The sequence below is a fragment of the Rhizobacter sp. genome (assembly GCA_019635355.1).
Lineage (GTDB): Bacteria > Pseudomonadota > Gammaproteobacteria > Burkholderiales > Burkholderiaceae_C > Rhizobacter.
In genome coordinates, this window is sequence record JAHBZQ010000001.1 from 97849 (window position 1) to 112989 (window position 15141).

Here is a 15141-nt window from a genome sequence, read left to right on the forward strand (position 1 = left end):
TCCTTGTGGATGAATGAGTCTTCTCGGGCTCGCAGACGTTTCTTCTGCGATGGAGCGCAGTGTGGGCACGCGCTCGCGCCGCGGCGATAGGCCGCATCGCCTCTGCACTGTCGGGGGAGCGAGCAACGCGGCGTAGGAGGCCGCTGACAGGTGGGCGCCTGCCGTGCTCAGGCCGGGGTCGGGCTCGTTTCGGGCAGCGTGGCCTCGATGCAGGTGCCCTGGCCGGGCGCCGAGCGCAGCTTGAGTTCGCCACCTTCGGCGGCCACGCGGTAGCGCATGCCGATGAGGCCGAAGGCCGAGCGTGGCTGGTGGGCGGGGTCGAAGCCCACGCCGTCGTCGCGCACGCACACCTCGGCGTGGCCGTCGCGGGCCTTCAGCTTGATCCACACCTGCGTGGCCTGCGAATGCTTGGTGATGTTGGTGATGGCCTCCTGCACCAGGCGGTACACCACGAGCTGCGCATCGGGCGGCAGCTTCACCGCTTCGAGTTCGCAATGCACCTTCAGGCCCGAGTGGGTGGCAAAGTCGCGCCCCAGGATCTCGAGCGTGGGCACGAGGCCGAGGTTGCTGAGCGTGGACGGGCGCAGGTCTTCGATGATGCGGCGGCCGAGCGCGATGCTGCTGTTAAGCGTCTCCACGAGGTGGTTGAGCCGGTCGAGCGCCTCGGGGTTGCCGCCGGTCAGGCGCGAGCGGATGCGTGCGGCGTCGAGCTTGGCCGAGGTGAGCAGGGCGCCCAGCTCGTCGTGCAGGTTGCGCGCGAGGCGGTTGCGCTCGTCTTCCCGGGCGGTCTGCAGGTGATCGGTCAATTCGACAAGCTGGGCCGTGCGCTGGGTGACTTCTTCTTCGAGCCGGTCGCGCTCGCCGCGCACCAGGCGTTGCTGTTCCTCGCGCTGCGCTTCGAGGGCGGACGTCTGGCGCAGGTACATGAAGAGCGACAGCAGCCCGAGGGCACTCAGCACCAACACGCCCATGCGGCCGAGCCAGAGCGTCTGGTTGACGGCTTCGCGCTCGGCGGTGACGTTGGCGCTCTCGCGGGCGAAGAGCTCCCGGGTGAGCTGGCGCACCGCCTCCATCTTCTCGCGGCCGATGTCGGAGAGCATCAGCTCCATCGCGGCATCATTTTTGCCCTCTCGTTGCAGACGCATGGTTTCGGTCAGTTCCGACACCTTGCCGTCGACGGCCGCGTGCAGCCTGGCGAGCACGGCGGTGGAGTTGTCGTCTTTCTGGTAGTACTGGTCGAGGAAATTGAAGGAATGGTCGATCTGCTGGAGCGCGCGTTCAAACGGCCGCAAGTATTCCTCGCGATGGGTGAGGAGGTAGCTGCGCTGGCTCGCTTCGGCATCGAGGATCGATTGGGCGAGGTCTTGCACTGCCGTGCGGGCCGCGCCCACTTCGGTGAGCGTTTCGAGCTTGCCGGCCGAGCGCCAGTAGGAGGTCTCGCTGACCGCCACCATGGCCAGCACGGCCAGGCACGCAAGAGGAAAGACAACGGGGTTTCGTTTGAGGACCTTGTAGACGCTCATGTTTTCTTTTCGTCCGATAACATGCAATCTTCGTTGAGGAGCAACAGAGGCACACCATGATTCGAATTGCCATCGTTGATGACCATGCCATGATTCGTGCCGGCCTGAAGCAATTCTTTGCCGATCAGCCGGACTTTTCGGTCGTGGCCGAAGCGAACAACGGCCGTGAGGCCCTCGACATCGTGCGAGGCGGGGAGGTCGATGTGATCGTGCTCGACATCTCCATGCCCGACCAGAGCGGCGTCGATGCCCTCGCCGGCATCAAGGCCCGCGCGCCCGACCTGCCGGTGCTCATTCTCAGCGGCTTTCCCGAAGAGCACTACGCCACGACCCTGCTGCGCCAGGGTGCGAGCGGCTATCTCAACAAGGACTGCGACCCCGAAGAGATCGTGAAGGCGATCCGCACGGTGGCGCGTGGCCGCAAGTACATCACCGCCGGCGTGGCCGAGCGCCTGGCCGACGGGCTCAATGGCGGTGGCGACAAGCCACCGCACGAGCAGCTCTCCGAGCGCGAGCTGCAGGTCTTCCTGCGGCTGGCCAAGGGCGAGACCATCAGCCACATGGCCGACAGCATGTCGCTCAGCGTGAAGACGGTCAGCACCTACCGCACGCGCGTGATGGAGAAGATGAAGCTCGAGTCGAACAGCGACCTCACGTATTACGCGCTCAAGAACGGCCTCATCCAGTAGCGCGCCAGGGCCACGTAGCAAAACGGGGCGCCGCGGCGCCCCGTTTTGCTTTGACCATCGCACGGCCTACATCAGCGGGCCGTGGCCGGTATCACCCCCGGCCAGGCGCGTGCAGTACTGGATCAGCGCATCGATCTCGTTCGACTTGTCGAACACCTTGTCGGCACCCAGCTCCAGGCACTTGCGGCGGATGTCCTGCGTGGCGAAGTTGCTGAGCACGACCACGTTGCGCCGCGCGGGCAGGTCATGCGTGACCTTGAGCACGCCGAGGCCCGAGCCCGACTTCAGGAAGATGTCGACGATCACGAGGTTGGCGTCGTTGTCGTGCTGCTGCAGCCATTGGATGGCCGTGGCCTCGTCTTCCGCATGGCCGACGACTTCGACAGGCACCAGCTCTTCGAGCGTGGCGATGAGGTTGTCGCGAATGACCTGGCTGTCTTCGACGATGTAGGCCCTCAGCGGCTGCATGGACGGCGACCTTTGTTGGTTGTCAGGAGCCTGGGCAAACGTTTCACCACTGCTGACGGAAGAGAGAACTTGCATTTGCACCCAAGTTTGCGACGTATCGGGTGGCAACGCCATGTTCGGGAACCCCAAGCCGGTGTCGGACGATGCCTACAAGCGTTCTCGCATTCTTCTCCTGGCAGGCCGCGCGTGCAGGGCCATCCGTAGGACTGGCACTACAGGCGCTTCCGGCGTTATCCGGTGGCTGCGCGCATCGGTGCTGCCGATACTGCGCTCACTTTCAACAAGCCATGAGGAGCGCCCCATGACCAAGACCTCTCACTTCAAGTATTCGCTGCTGGCCGCTGCCGCACTGGCGCTGCCGATGACCTCGGCCTTCGCGCTCGACAAGGCGCAGCACAAGGCGGAAAAGGAACGCGTCGAAGCCGCGTACAAGGCCGACAAGGCCGCCTGCGATGCGCTGAAGGACAACGCCAAGGACGTGTGCAACCAGGAAGCCAAGGCCAAGGAAAAGGTCGCCAAGGCCGAGCTGGATGCACAGCTGAGCGGCAAGCCGAAGGACCAGGAGAAGCTCGCCAAGGTGAAGGCCGACACCGCCTACGACGTGGCCAAGGAAAAGTGCGACGACAAGTCGGGCAACGACAAGGACGTCTGCGTGAAGGAAGCCAAGGCCGCGAAGGAAAAGGCCCACGCCGACATCAAGGCCGCGAAGAAGTCGCAAAGCGCCCGCGCCGATGCCGCCGACGACAAGCGCGACGCCAACTACAAGGTCGCCAAGGAGAAGTGCGACGCCCTCTCGGGCGACGCCAAGGACGCCTGCGTGGCCAACGCCAAGGCGCAGAACGGCAAGTCCTGATCGCGCCTCACGGCACGATGAAGAAGGCCCGCGGATGCGGGCCTTTTTTCATGGGGCGCTGACGCTCAGATGTGGAACCAGGCCATGCCGCCCAGCGCCACGCCGACTGCGCTCACGCCGATCACCGCGTACTCGAGCCAGCGCTTCTTCGTGAGCAGCGCGATGGCCGCCATCGCGATGGCGATCTGCAGCGCCGTGGTGGCCTGCGCCCAGCGGTGGTGCTCGTGCATCTGGGCGTCGCTCTTCTTGTCCCAGTCCTTCGACTCGGCCTCGATCTTCTCGGCCTCGGCCTGGATGTCCTTCTTCTCTTTTTCGTAGCGGTCGATCTTGGCCTGGTACTTCTCGCGGTCGGCGGCCACGGGCGAGAGGTCGCGCGACACCTCGGCGAGCGACTGTTTCGTGCTCTTGGCCTGGAAGAAATTCCACTGGTTGGAGGCCTCGGTCTTCTTGATGGCCGCCATGTTCTTGTAGAGGCCCGCATTGGCCTGCGTGGCCCCGCCCATGTAGGCGAACATGGCGCCCACCGTGGCGAGGATGGCGGTGATCACCGCCAGCTGCCCGGCCATGCCGGCCGGCTCGTGTTGGGCCGCATGCTCCAGCTCGTGGTCATGCGGGCCGTGGACGTGGAAACCTCCTCCAGACATCGTGTGCTCCTCAGCGTTTTCGTTGGTAGGTGACAAAGGCAAAGCGGAATGGGGCCGACGACGCAGCGTCGGCCGGTGGCAGCTCGCGCGCGGTTTCCTCGAAGTCTTCGCGCTGCCAGGCGGGGAAGAACACGTCGCCCTCGGCCTCTTGCTCGACTTCCGTGAGATCCAGGCGGTCGGCGTGGGGCAGGGCGAGCGCGTACAGCTCGGCACCGCCGATCACGAAGGCCTGCTGCGCGCCGCGGGTGTGTTCCAGCGCGTCCTCGAGGCTGTGCACGGTGACGGCGCCTTCGGCGCGCCAGTCGCGGTTGCGGGTGACGACGATGTTGAGGCGCCCCGGCAGCGGCCGGTTCTTCGGCGGCAGCGACTCCCAGGTCTTGCGGCCCATGATGACCGGGTGGCCCAGCGTGATGCGCTTGAGGCGTGGCAAGTCGCCGGGGATGCGAAAGAGCAGCTGGTTGTCGCGGCCGATGGCGCCATTGCGGGCGACGGCGGCGATGAGCGTGAGCGGGGGGCGGGGCGCAGGTGACATGGCCCGCGATTCTGTCAGGACAGCGTGGCGGCTTCGCGGCCTTGCTTGATGTGTCGTTCCATCAGCTGCTTCACCTTGGCAGCATCGCGCGCCTTGAGCGCCTGCATGATCTGGCGGTGCTCGTCGAGCGAAGCCTCCACGCGGCCCTGCTTGAAGAGCGACTGGTGCCGGTTGAGCTTCATCACGCGGCGCAGGTCGCCCACCATCGCCTGCGTCCACTGGTTGTCGGCGATGTGCAGCAGCTTCAGGTGGAACTGCTCGTTGGCGCGGAAGAAGGCGTCGCGGTCGTTCACGCTCTTCTCCAGCAGGTCGTGCAGCGCCTGCAGCTCGGCGAGCTGCGCGTCGGTGGCCGCTTCGGCAACCGTGGCGGCGGCATCGGCTTCGAGCAGGCCCAGCAGGTGGTAGACCTCGGTCAAGTCGCGCTCGGAGACTTCGGTGACGTAGGCCCCGCGGCGCAGCTTCATCGTGACCAGCCCTTCGGCGGCCAGCACCTTGAGCGCTTCGCGCAAGGGGGTGCGGCTGATGCCGAACTCGGCGGCAAGGGCCTGCTCGTCGATCCAGCTGCCGGGCGGCAGGGTGTGCGCCAGGATGCGTGCGCGCAGCCGCTCGGCCACCTGTTCGTAGAGGGCGCTCTCGCGCAGGCGAGACGAAGCCGGTGCGGGCGCGGCGCGGGGCGACAGGGTGGTAGACATGGGGCGGCGACCGTAGCGAGTAGGTGAATTGGCGTAAGAAGCGCGGCGTAAGCCGACGTCAAGCCTATTGTAGATATAATTCAATTTTGAATTACGGCCGGCGAACGCATTTTTACGTGTGCGCGTGGTCCGAAGTCAGCCCCTTTCTTTCCGCTCCTTCTGAAACTTCCGGGTTCCGTCATGTCCGATCCCAAGCTCACCCCCGACGCGCTCGCCGCCTGGCAGAAGGCTGCTGCCAAGTCCGCCCCGGGCGGCAACGTGGAAGCGCTCAACTGGGTCACGCCCGAGGGCATCACCGTCAAGCCGCTCTACACCGCGGCCGACACACAAGACCTGCCCTACGCCGACACGCTGCCCGGTTTCGCGCCCTTCGTGCGCGGCCCGCAGGCCACGATGTACGCGGTGCGGCCATGGACGATCCGCCAATACGCCGGCTTCTCCACCGCCGAAGAGAGCAACGCCTTTTACCGCCGCGCGCTCGCCGCCGGCGGGCAGGGCGTGAGCGTGGCCTTCGACCTCGCCACCCACCGCGGCTACGACAGCGACCACCCGCGCGTGACGGGCGACGTGGGCAAGGCCGGTGTCGCCATCGATTCGGTGGAAGACATGAAGATCCTCTTCGACGGCATTCCGCTCGACAAGGTGAGCGTCTCCATGACGATGAACGGCGCGGTGCTGCCGGTGCTCGCGGGCTACGTGGTCGCGGCCGAAGAGCAGGGCGTGTCGCAAGACAAGCTCTCCGGGACCATCCAGAACGACATCCTCAAGGAGTTCATGGTCCGCAACACCTACATCTACCCGCCCGAGCCGAGCATGCGGGCCATCGGCGACATCATCGAGTACACGGCGAAGAACATGCCGAAGTTCAACTCGATCTCGATCTCGGGCTATCACATGCAGGAGGCGGGGGCCAACCAGGCGCTCGAACTCGCCTTCACGCTGGCCGATGGCCGCGAGTACGTGAAGACGGCGCTCGCCAAGGGCCTGAACGTCGATGACTTCGCCGGGCGCCTGAGCTTCTTCTGGGCCATCGGCATGAACTTCTATCTGGAAGTGGCCAAGATGCGCGCCGCCCGCCTGCTGTGGTGGCGCATCATGAAGGAGTTCAACCCGAAGAACGACAAGAGCCTGATGCTGCGCACGCACTGCCAGACCTCAGGCTGGAGCCTGACGGAGCAGGACCCGTACAACAACGTCGTGCGCACCACCATCGAGGCGATGGCCGCGGTGTTCGGCGGCACGCAATCGCTGCACACCAACTCGTTCGACGAAGCCATCGCGCTGCCCACCGACTTCTCGGCCCGCATCGCACGCAACACGCAGCTCATCATCCAGGAAGAGACCCACATCACCAACGTGGTCGACCCCTGGGCCGGCAGCTACATGATGGAGAAGCTCACGCAAGACATGGCCGACAAGGCCTGGGCCATCATCGAAGAAGTCGAGGCGATGGGCGGCATGACGAAGGCCGTGCAGAGCGGCTGGGCCAAGCTCAAGATCGAGGCGAGCGCCGCCGAGAAGCAGGCCCGCATCGACTCGGGCAAGGACGTGATCGTTGGCGTCAACAAGTACAAGCTCAAAGAAGAAGACCCGATCGAAGCGCGCGACATCGACAACCATGCGGTGCGCGATGCGCAGGTCGCGCGCTTGCAGAAGATCCGCGCCACGCGCGACGCGAAGGCCGTGCAGGCCGCGCTTGACGCGCTCACCCAATGCGCCGACAGTGGCTCGGGCAACCTGCTCGACCTGTCCATCAAGGCCATCCGCCTGCGCGCGACGGTGGGCGAGGTGAGCGATGCACTCGAAAAAGTCTGGGGGCGCCACCGCGCCGACACGCAAAAGGTGACCGGGGTGTACGCAGCTGCCTACGACAGTGCCGAAGGCTGGGAAAAGCTCCAGCAGGAAATTGCCGCCTTCGCCGAAGAGCAGGGCCGCCGCCCGCGCGTGATGATCGCCAAGCTGGGGCAAGACGGGCACGACCGTGGCGCCAAGGTAGTGGCCACGGCCTTCGCCGACCTCGGCTTCGACGTCGACATGGGCCCGCTCTTCCAGACCGCTGAAGAGTGCGCCCGCCAGGCGATCGAGAACGACGTGCACGCGGTGGGCGTCTCTACCCTCGCGGCCGGCCACAAGACCTTGGTGCCGGCCATCATCGAAGCGCTCAAGGCACAAGGTGCCGACGACATCGTTGTCTTCGTGGGTGGCGTGATCCCGCGGCAGGACTACGACTACCTCTACGAGGCCGGCGTGAAGGGCATCTACGGCCCGGGCACGCCCATCCCGGCGAGCGCGAAAGACGTGCTCGAGAAGATCAAGGCGCAGATCGCGAAAGCCTGAGTGTCGTGGCCTTCTACACCTACCTGCTCAAGTGCGCGGACGATTCGTACTACTGTGGGCACACCGACGACATGGCGGTGCGCATGCGGCAGCATGAAGACGGCCTGATCGGGTACACCGCGACCCGCAAGCCGGTCACCCTCGCGTGGCAGGGCGAGTTCGAGAGCCGAGCCGAGGCGCTGGATTTCGAACTGAAGGTGAAGGGGTGGTCCAGGGCGAAGAAGGAGGCGCTGATCGCGGGGGATTGGAACGAGGTCAGCCGGTTGGCGCGGAGCAAGGCGGCGGCAGGGCTTCGACAGGCTCAGCCCGAACGGAGTGGTGGATCCGTTCGCCCTGAGCTTGTCGAAGGGCCGACGCCGGGCGGACATGGGCTTCGACAAGCTCAGCCCGAACGGGGTGGTGTGGCCCTCCCCTCCGTTCGCCCTGAGCCTGTCGAAGGGCCCGCGCAAGACGCCCTCTTGCCCGGCATCCTCCGCGCCGATCGCCGCACCCTCGCCAAGGCCATCACCCTGCTCGAATCGACGCGAGCCGATCACCGCGCACGCGCCGATGCGCTGCTCAACGCGCTGCTGCCGCACACCGGCCGCGCCCTGCGCCTGGGCATCTCCGGCGTGCCGGGCGTCGGCAAGTCGACCTTCATCGAAGCGCTCGGTCTTCATCTCATCGCCCAAGGCCATCGGGTGGCCGTGCTCGCGGTCGACCCGTCGTCCAGCCTCTCGGGCGGCTCCATCCTCGGCGACAAGACGCGCATGGAGCAGCTTTCGGCCAACCCCTCGGCCTACATCCGACCGAGCCCATCGTCGGGCACGCTGGGCGGCGTGGCCGAGAAGACGCGCGAGGCGATGCTCGTCTTCGAAGCGGCGGGCTACGACGTGGTGATCGTCGAGACGGTCGGCGTCGGCCAAAGCGAGACTGCGGTCGCCGGCATGACCGACCTTTTCGTGCTGATGCAGCTGCCCAATGCCGGTGACGACCTGCAGGCCATCAAGCGCGGCGTGATGGAGCTGGCCGATCTTGTCGTCATCAACAAGGCCGACCTCGATGTCGACGCGGCCACGCGGGCCGAAGCCATGATCGCAAGCTCCCTGCGCCTCTTGGGCCAGGCCGGCCACGGAGATGGCGCCCCCTCGCGCGTGCTCAAGCTGAGCGCGCTCAAGGCCCAGGGAGTCGACGCCTTCTGGCAGAAGGTGCAAGGCCTCATCGCCCATCGCCGGGCGAGCGGCGAGTTCGCACAGCGTCGGCAGCACCAGGGCCAGGCCTGGATGTGGGACCTGATCCACGCCGCGTTGCTCGGCGACTTCCGCCGCCACCCCGACGTTCGCCACGCCTTGCCCGAGGTGCTGAAGAACGTCAACGAATCCCGTGTCGCGCCGTCGGCTGCGGCGCGCCAACTCCTCCAACTGTTCACACGAGCCTGAGAGGCCAAACCATGCACGACATCATCGAACAGCTCGAAAAGAAGCGCGCCGCGGCGCGCCTCGGCGGCGGCGAGAAGCGCATCGCCGCGCAACACAGCAAGGGCAAGCTCACCGCGCGCGAGCGCCTCGAGCTGCTGCTCGACGAAGGCACCTTCGAAGAGTGGGACATGTTCGTCGAGCACCGCTGCCACGACTTCGGCATGCAGGACAACAAGATCCCCGGCGACGGTGTCGTCACCGGCTACGGCATGATCAACGGCCGCCTCGTCTTCGTCTACAGCCAGGACTTCACCGTCTTCGGCGGCGCGCTCAGCGAAGCGCATGCCGAGAAGATCTGCAAGGTGATGGACCAGGCGATGAAGGTCGGCGCCCCGGTGATCGGCCTCAACGACTCGGGCGGCGCGCGCATCCAGGAAGGCGTGGCCTCGCTCGGCGGTTATGCCGAAGTGTTCCAGCGCAACGTGATGGCGTCTGGCGTGGTGCCGCAGATCAGCATGATCATGGGCCCGAGCGCCGGCGGTGCGGTGTACTCGCCCGCGATGACCGACTTCATCTTCATGGTGAAGGACAGCAGCTACATGTTCGTCACCGGCCCCGAAGTCGTGAAGACAGTGACGCACGAGGAAGTGACCTCCGAAGAGCTGGGCGGCGCGGCGACGCACACGACCAAGAGCGGCGTGGCCGACCTCGCGTTCGACAACGACGTCGACGCGCTGCTCATGCTGCGCCGCTTCTACAACTACCTGCCGCTCAACAACCGCGAGAAGCCGCCGGTGCGCCCCAGCCACGACCCCGCTGACCGCATCGACCTCTCGCTCGACACGCTGGTGCCCGACAACCCCAACAAGCCGTATGACATCAAGGAGCTGATCGTCAAATGCGCCGACGACGGCGAGTTCTTCGAGCTGCAGCCGGGCTACGCGCAAAACATCGTGATCGGCTTCTGCCGCATGGAAGGGCAGACGGTGGGGGTGGTGGCCAACCAGCCGCTGGTGCTCGCGGGCTGCCTCGACATCAAGAGCAGCATCAAGGCCGCGCGCTTCGTGCGCTTCTGCGATGCGTTCAACATCCCCATCGTGACCTACGTCGACGTGCCGGGCTTCATGCCGGGCACTTCTCAGGAGTACGGCGGCATCATCAAGCACGGTGCCAAGCTGCTCTACGCGTATGCCGAGTGCACCGTCCCCAAGATCACCGTCATCACCCGCAAGGCCTATGGCGGCGCCTATGACGTGATGGCCTCCAAGCACCTCAGAGGCGACGTCAACTTCGCCTGGCCCAACGCCGAGATTGCGGTGATGGGCGCGAAGGGTGCGGTGGAGATCATCTTCCGCGAGGAGAAGAGCGACCCGGCCAAGCTCGCTGCGCGCGAAGCCGAATACAAGGCCAAGTTCGCCAACCCCTTCGTGGCGGGCGCACGCGGTTTCATCGACGACGTGATCCAGCCGCACGAGACGCGCAAGCGCATCTGCCGTTCGCTGGTGATGCTGAGAAACAAGAAGGTCGAGAACCCGTGGCGCAAGCACGGGAATATTCCGCTGTGACGCTGCAAGCCTCCGCTTTGCACACGCATACCTCCGTTCGCCCTGAGCTTGTCGAAGGGCATTGCGCACACCGCTCATGCTTCGACAAGCTCAGCACGAACGGTGTGTGGAGACACTGAAAATGTTCACAAAAATTCTCATCGCCAACCGTGGCGAAATCGCCTGCCGCGTCGTCAAGACCGCGAAGAAGATGGGCATCAAGACGGTCGCCGTCTATTCCGACGCCGACCGCGACGCCCGCCACGTGGAGCTGGCCGACGAGGCCGTGCACATCGGTGCGCCGCCCTCGCGCGAGTCCTACCTCGTGATGGACAAGATCATCGCGGCCTGCAAGCAAACGGGCGCGCAAGCGGTGCACCCGGGCTACGGCTTCCTGAGCGAGAACGAGGAGTTCGCGCGCCGCGTGGAAGAAGAGGGCATCGTCTTCATCGGCCCGAAGCACGCCTCCATCGCCGCGATGGGCGACAAGATCGCGTCGAAGAAGCTCGCAGCCGAGGCGCGCGTCAACACCATTCCGGGCCACAACGCGGCCATCTCGGGTGCGAAGGAGGCGGTCGAGATCGCCAAGAAGATCGGCTACCCGGTGATGATCAAGGCGAGTGCCGGCGGTGGCGGCAAGGGCCTGCGCGTGGCCTACTCCGACAAGGAGGCCTTCGAAGGTTTCACCGCCTGCCAGAACGAAGCCCGCAACAGCTTCGGCGACGACCGTGTGTTCATCGAGAAGTTTGTCGAGGAGCCGCGCCACATCGAGATCCAGGTGCTGGGCGATGCGCACGGCAACACCGTCTACCTGTGGGAGCGCGAGTGCTCCATCCAGCGCCGCCACCAGAAGGTGATCGAAGAGGCGCCCAGCCCCTTCCTTGACGACGCCACTCGCAAGGCGATGGGCGAGCAGGCGGTGGCGCTTGCCAAGGCGGTGAACTACCAGTCGGCTGGCACGGTGGAGTTCGTCGTCGGCAAGGACAAGAGCTTCTACTTCCTCGAGATGAACACCCGCCTGCAGGTGGAGCACCCGGTCACCGAGTGCATCACCGGGCTCGACCTCGTGGAGCTGATGATCCGCGTGGCGGCCGGCGAGAAGTTGCCCTTCAAGCAGGAGGAGATCCAGCGCAACGGCTGGGCGATGGAGTGCCGCATCAACGCGGAAGACCCGTTCCGCAACTTCCTGCCGTCGACCGGCCGGCTGGTGAAGTACGCACCGCCGAAGGAAGAGAACGGCGTGCGCGTGGACACGGGCGTCTACGAGGGCGGCGAGATCCCGATGTACTACGACTCGATGATCGCCAAGCTCATCGTGCACGGGAAGGACCGGCTGGAAGCCATCCGCAAGATGCGCGAAGCGCTCAACGGCTTCGCCATTCGCGGCATCAACTCCAACATCCCTTTCCAGGCGGCACTGCTGGCGCACCCGGATTTCGTGGGCGGCAACTTCAACACCGGCTTCATCGCCGAGCACTACGGCAAGGGCTTCACCGCCGAGGCCGTGCCGCACGACGAGCCGATGTTCCTGCGGGCGCTCGCGGCTGTGGCCAACCGCAAGCACCTCGAGCGTGCGAGCCGCATCAGCGGGCAGCTGCCGGGGCACGAGATGGAGATCGGCGTCGACTTCGTGGTGGTCACCGATCTCGGGGGCGGCAAGACCGAGCAGGTGCCGGTGAAGGTGGAGAAGCAGGGCGGCGGCTTCGAAGTCACGATGGGCGGCAAGACGAGCCGCATCAACTTCGTGACCCCGCTGCGCGACATCGTGATCCGCGGCACGCTCGACGGTGAGCCCTTCTGCGCGCAGATCGAGCGCATGGGCCTGGCGTATCGCGTGTCGCACAACGGCACCCAGATCGAGGCCAAGGTGCTCACGCCGCGTGCGGCCGAGCTGAATGCGCTGATGCCGTTCAAGGCGCCGCCCGACCTGTCGAAGTTCCTGCTGTCGCCCATGCCCGGCCTGCTGGTCGACGTGGCCGTGACCAAGGGGCAGAAGGTGATGGCCGGCGAGAAGTTGGCGGTCATCGAGGCGATGAAGATGGAGAACATCCTCACCGCCACGCAGGATTGCGTGGTGGCCGAAGTGGCGGCAACCAAGGGCGAGAGCCTGGCCGTCGATCAAGTCATCCTCAAATTCGAGTGAGGGGCTTCGACAGGCTCAGCCCGAACGGAGCGTTCCGTTCGCACTGAGCTTGTCGAAGTGCCCGATGGAAGGAGATCTTTCATGAGCAAGCGACCCTTCAAGGTGCTGGGGATCCAGCAGGTGGCCATCGGCGGCCCGAGCAAGGAGCGCCTGCGCACGCTCTGGGTTGACACGCTGGGGCTCGAGGTCACGGGCAAGTTCGTGAGCGAGCGCGAGAACGTCGACGAAGACATCTGTGCGATGGGCCAGGGCGCGTTCAAGGTCGAGGTCGACTTGATGCAGCCGCTCGACCCCGAGAAAAAGCCTGCGGTGCACACCACGCCGCTCAACCACATCGGTCTGTGGATCGACGACCTGCCCAAGGCGGTGGAGTGGCTCACCGCCAAAGGCGTGCGGTTTGCGCCGGGCGGCATCCGCAAGGGGGCTGCGGGCTACGACATCTGCTTCCTGCACCCGAAGGCGAACGAGGAGTTTCCGATTGCGGGCGAAGGTGTGCTGATCGAGCTGGTGCAGGCGCCGCCCGACGTGATCGCCGCGCTTCAGTAGCCTTTTGCGAGGCCCGAGTTGCGGCGCGGATCGTTGGCGCCGTAGTAGCGGTTCTTGCCCACCGGCTTGCCGCCGAGCGACGGCGCACCGATCAGGATCGCCGCCACATGGTTGGCAGGCTGCGGGTTGCCGACCTTGTGGCCCATGCCTTCGAGCAGCTTCTGCGTGTCGGGGCTGATCGCGAAGCGCTCGAAGTTGGTCGCCTCGGGCAGCCACTGCTGGTGGAAGCGCGGCGCGTCCACCGCCTCCTGGATGTTCATGCCGTAGTCGACCACGTTGAGGATGGTGTGCAGCACCACGGTGATGATGCGGCTGCCGCCGGGCGTGCCCACCACCATCACCGGCTTGCCGTCTTTCGAGACGATGGTCGGGCTCATCGAACTCAGCGGCCGCTTGCCGGGCTCGATCTTGTTGGTCTCGCCCTGCACCAGCCCGTAGATGTTGGGCACGCCCACCTTGGCGGTGAAGTCGTCCATCTCGTTGTTGAGCAGCACGCCGGTCTTGCCGGCGGTCACGCGCGCGCCGAACCAGTCGTTGAGCGTGTAGGTCACCGAGACCGCGTTGCCCCACTTGTCGACGATGGAGTAGTGCGTGGTGTTGCTGCCTTCGTGCGGCGGCACGCCAGGCTTGATGTCTTGCGACACCCCGGCTTTGGCCGGGTCGATGGCGGCGCGGATCTTCCCGGCGTAGGTCTTGTCGAGCAGCCGCTCGACCGGGTTCTTCACGAAATCGGGGTCGCCGAGGTAGGCGTTGCGGTCGGCATACGCATGGCGCATCGCCTCGATCTGGTAATGCACCGCCTGCGCCGAGCGGAAGCCCAGCTCCTTGAGCGGGTAGCCCTCCAGGATGTTGAGCATCTCGCACACGATCACGCCGCCCGAGCTCGGCGGGGGCGCCGAGATGACACGGTAGCCGCGGTAGTCGCACTCGATGGGCGCCATCTCGCGGGTGGTGTACTGGTCGAAGTCGGCCTGCGTGAAGAGGCCTCGTCCGGCCTGGCTTGCGGCGACCATCTCGGCGGCGGTACGGCCCTTGTAGAAGCCGTCGGCACCGTGGTCGCGGATGCGCTTGAGCGTGGTGGCCAGGTCCTTCTGCACCAGCGTCTGGCCGACGTCGAAGGGCTCGCCCTTGTTCAGGAAGATGGCGGCCGAGGGGGCGTCCTTGCGGAAGTCGTCGGTCGCGGTCTTCAGCATGTCGATGTCGCCCTGGTCGAGCACGAAGCCGCGCTGGGCGTAGCGGATCGCCGGGTCGATCAGCGCGGCGCGTTTCATCGTGCCGTATTTCGAGAGCGCGACTTCCAGTCCGTGCACCGTGCCCGGCACGCCGGCGGCGAGGTAGCCGCGCGTGCTCAGGCCTTTGACGATGTTGCCGTCGGGGCCTAGGTACATGTCGGGCTTGGCGGCGAGTGGTGCCTTCTCGCGGAAGTCGAGAAAGGTCTTGCGGCCGTCGGCGAGCTGGATCGTCATGAAGCCGCCGCCGCCCAGGTTGCCGGCCGCGGGGTAGACGACCGCGAGTGTGTAGCCCACGGCCACCGCGGCATCGATCGCGTTGCCCCCGTCCTTCAGCACGTCGACGCCCACGCGCGTGGCGAGGTGCTGGGCGGTGACGACCATGCCGTTCTCGGCGGCCACGGGCGCCACCGAGGCGGCTTGTACCGCCGGCAACACAACGGCGAACGCAAGGCTCAGAACGAAACGCAAGACGGTCATCGGTAGCTCCAGAAACGAGGAGCGCCGATCACAGCACAGCCCGCGCGGGCCGTCGACAAAGGCC

13 protein-coding genes and 1 pseudogene are annotated in these 15141 nt (G+C 65.8%); 8 read left to right on the forward strand and 6 right to left on the reverse strand.

The window, feature by feature from the left end; translation table 11 throughout:
* Positions 1-167: 167 nt before the first annotated feature.
* On the reverse strand, positions 168-1523 hold the full coding sequence (locus KF892_00470) for a CHASE3 domain-containing protein (GenBank protein MBX3623456.1): 1356 nt from the start codon (positions 1521-1523) through the stop codon (positions 168-170).
* A gap of 56 nt (positions 1524-1579) precedes the next feature.
* On the opposite strand from KF892_00470, the gene KF892_00475 reads away from it, so the two are divergent.
* Positions 1580-2212, forward strand: coding sequence for a response regulator transcription factor (locus KF892_00475; protein MBX3623457.1), 633 nt, complete (start codon positions 1580-1582; stop codon positions 2210-2212).
* Between the two features lie 66 nt (positions 2213-2278).
* Here the strand turns inward: KF892_00475 and KF892_00480 are convergent, their stop codons facing one another.
* Entirely contained in the window at positions 2279-2680 is a 402-nt protein-coding gene (locus tag KF892_00480; GenBank protein ID MBX3623458.1) for a response regulator transcription factor, read from the reverse strand.
* 301 nt (positions 2681-2981) lie between these two features.
* Here KF892_00480 and KF892_00485 point away from each other — a divergent pair, with 301 nt between their 5' ends.
* The gene (locus KF892_00485) at positions 2982-3533 is read left to right on the forward strand and encodes a hypothetical protein (protein MBX3623459.1); all 552 of its coding nucleotides are present in this window, start codon (positions 2982-2984) and stop codon (positions 3531-3533) included.
* 65 nt (positions 3534-3598) lie between these two features.
* Here KF892_00485 and KF892_00490 read toward each other — a convergent pair whose 3' ends face one another.
* The 3 genes from KF892_00490 to KF892_00500 are packed head-to-tail and all read right to left on the reverse strand — an operon-like array spanning position 3599 to position 5401.
* Entirely contained in the window at positions 3599-4177 is a 579-nt protein-coding gene (locus KF892_00490; GenBank protein ID MBX3623460.1) for a DUF4337 domain-containing protein, read from the reverse strand.
* A 10-nt stretch (positions 4178-4187) separates the two neighbouring features.
* The gene (locus KF892_00495; protein ID MBX3623461.1) at positions 4188-4709 is read right to left on the reverse strand and encodes a dihydrofolate reductase; all 522 of its coding nucleotides are present in this window, start codon (positions 4707-4709) and stop codon (positions 4188-4190) included.
* Positions 4710-4723: 14 nt separating this feature from the next.
* Positions 4724-5401 (reverse strand): GntR family transcriptional regulator, encoded by a 678-nt coding sequence (locus KF892_00500; GenBank protein ID MBX3623462.1) that lies wholly within the window; start codon positions 5399-5401, stop codon positions 4724-4726.
* 180 nt (positions 5402-5581) lie between these two features.
* Here KF892_00500 and scpA point away from each other — a divergent pair, with 180 nt between their 5' ends.
* From scpA to KF892_00530, 6 genes and pseudogenes are all read left to right on the forward strand, one after another.
* A complete protein-coding gene (scpA, locus tag KF892_00505; protein ID MBX3623463.1) occupies positions 5582-7738 on the forward strand; it encodes a methylmalonyl-CoA mutase in 2157 nt (718 codons plus the stop codon).
* A gap of 5 nt (positions 7739-7743) precedes the next feature.
* Positions 7744-8010, forward strand: a pseudogene (locus KF892_00510) (GIY-YIG nuclease family protein).
* A 186-nt stretch (positions 8011-8196) separates the two neighbouring features.
* Complete coding sequence (meaB, locus tag KF892_00515; protein MBX3623464.1) at positions 8197-9156, forward strand: methylmalonyl Co-A mutase-associated GTPase MeaB; 960 nt, start codon at positions 8197-8199, stop codon at positions 9154-9156.
* An 11-nt stretch (positions 9157-9167) separates the two neighbouring features.
* Positions 9168-10700 carry an acyl-CoA carboxylase subunit beta gene (locus tag KF892_00520; protein MBX3623465.1) on the forward strand — a complete coding sequence of 511 codons (1533 nt, stop codon included), beginning with the start codon at positions 9168-9170 and terminating at the stop codon, positions 10698-10700.
* A 121-nt stretch (positions 10701-10821) separates the two neighbouring features.
* On the forward strand, positions 10822-12822 hold the full coding sequence (gene accC, locus KF892_00525) for an acetyl-CoA carboxylase biotin carboxylase subunit (protein MBX3623466.1): 2001 nt from the start codon (positions 10822-10824) through the stop codon (positions 12820-12822).
* An 81-nt stretch (positions 12823-12903) separates the two neighbouring features.
* Positions 12904-13368, forward strand: coding sequence for a VOC family protein (locus KF892_00530; protein MBX3623467.1), 465 nt, complete (start codon positions 12904-12906; stop codon positions 13366-13368).
* On the opposite strand, the gene ggt is transcribed toward KF892_00530, so the two are convergent.
* A complete protein-coding gene (gene ggt / locus KF892_00535) occupies positions 13362-15077 on the reverse strand; it encodes a gamma-glutamyltransferase (protein ID MBX3623468.1) in 1716 nt (571 codons plus the stop codon). The genes KF892_00530 and ggt overlap by 7 nt on opposite strands.
* Between the last annotated feature and the right edge of the window lie 64 nt (positions 15078-15141).

Excerpts from the sequence above, each read along its gene's own strand:
- KF892_00470 (MBX3623456.1), bottom strand. The coding sequence starts at position 1,523 with ATGAGCGTCTACAAGGTCCTCAAACGAAACCCCGTTGTCTTTCCTCTT.
- KF892_00480 (MBX3623458.1), bottom strand. The coding sequence starts at position 2,680 with ATGCAGCCGCTGAGGGCCTACATCGTCGAAGACAGCCAGGTCATTCGC.
- KF892_00485 (MBX3623459.1), top strand. The coding sequence starts at position 2,982 with ATGACCAAGACCTCTCACTTCAAGTATTCGCTGCTGGCCGCTGCCGCA.
- KF892_00475 (MBX3623457.1), top strand. The coding sequence starts at position 1,580 with ATGATTCGAATTGCCATCGTTGATGACCATGCCATGATTCGTGCCGGC.
- scpA (MBX3623463.1), top strand. The coding sequence starts at position 5,582 with ATGTCCGATCCCAAGCTCACCCCCGACGCGCTCGCCGCCTGGCAGAAG.
- ggt (MBX3623468.1), bottom strand. The coding sequence starts at position 15,077 with ATGACCGTCTTGCGTTTCGTTCTGAGCCTTGCGTTCGCCGTTGTGTTG.
- KF892_00520 (MBX3623465.1), top strand. The coding sequence starts at position 9,168 with ATGCACGACATCATCGAACAGCTCGAAAAGAAGCGCGCCGCGGCGCGC.
- KF892_00530 (MBX3623467.1), top strand. The coding sequence starts at position 12,904 with ATGAGCAAGCGACCCTTCAAGGTGCTGGGGATCCAGCAGGTGGCCATC.
- KF892_00490 (MBX3623460.1), bottom strand. The coding sequence starts at position 4,177 with ATGTCTGGAGGAGGTTTCCACGTCCACGGCCCGCATGACCACGAGCTG.
- accC (MBX3623466.1), top strand. The coding sequence starts at position 10,822 with ATGTTCACAAAAATTCTCATCGCCAACCGTGGCGAAATCGCCTGCCGC.
- KF892_00500 (MBX3623462.1), bottom strand. The coding sequence starts at position 5,401 with ATGTCTACCACCCTGTCGCCCCGCGCCGCGCCCGCACCGGCTTCGTCT.
- KF892_00495 (MBX3623461.1), bottom strand. The coding sequence starts at position 4,709 with ATGTCACCTGCGCCCCGCCCCCCGCTCACGCTCATCGCCGCCGTCGCC.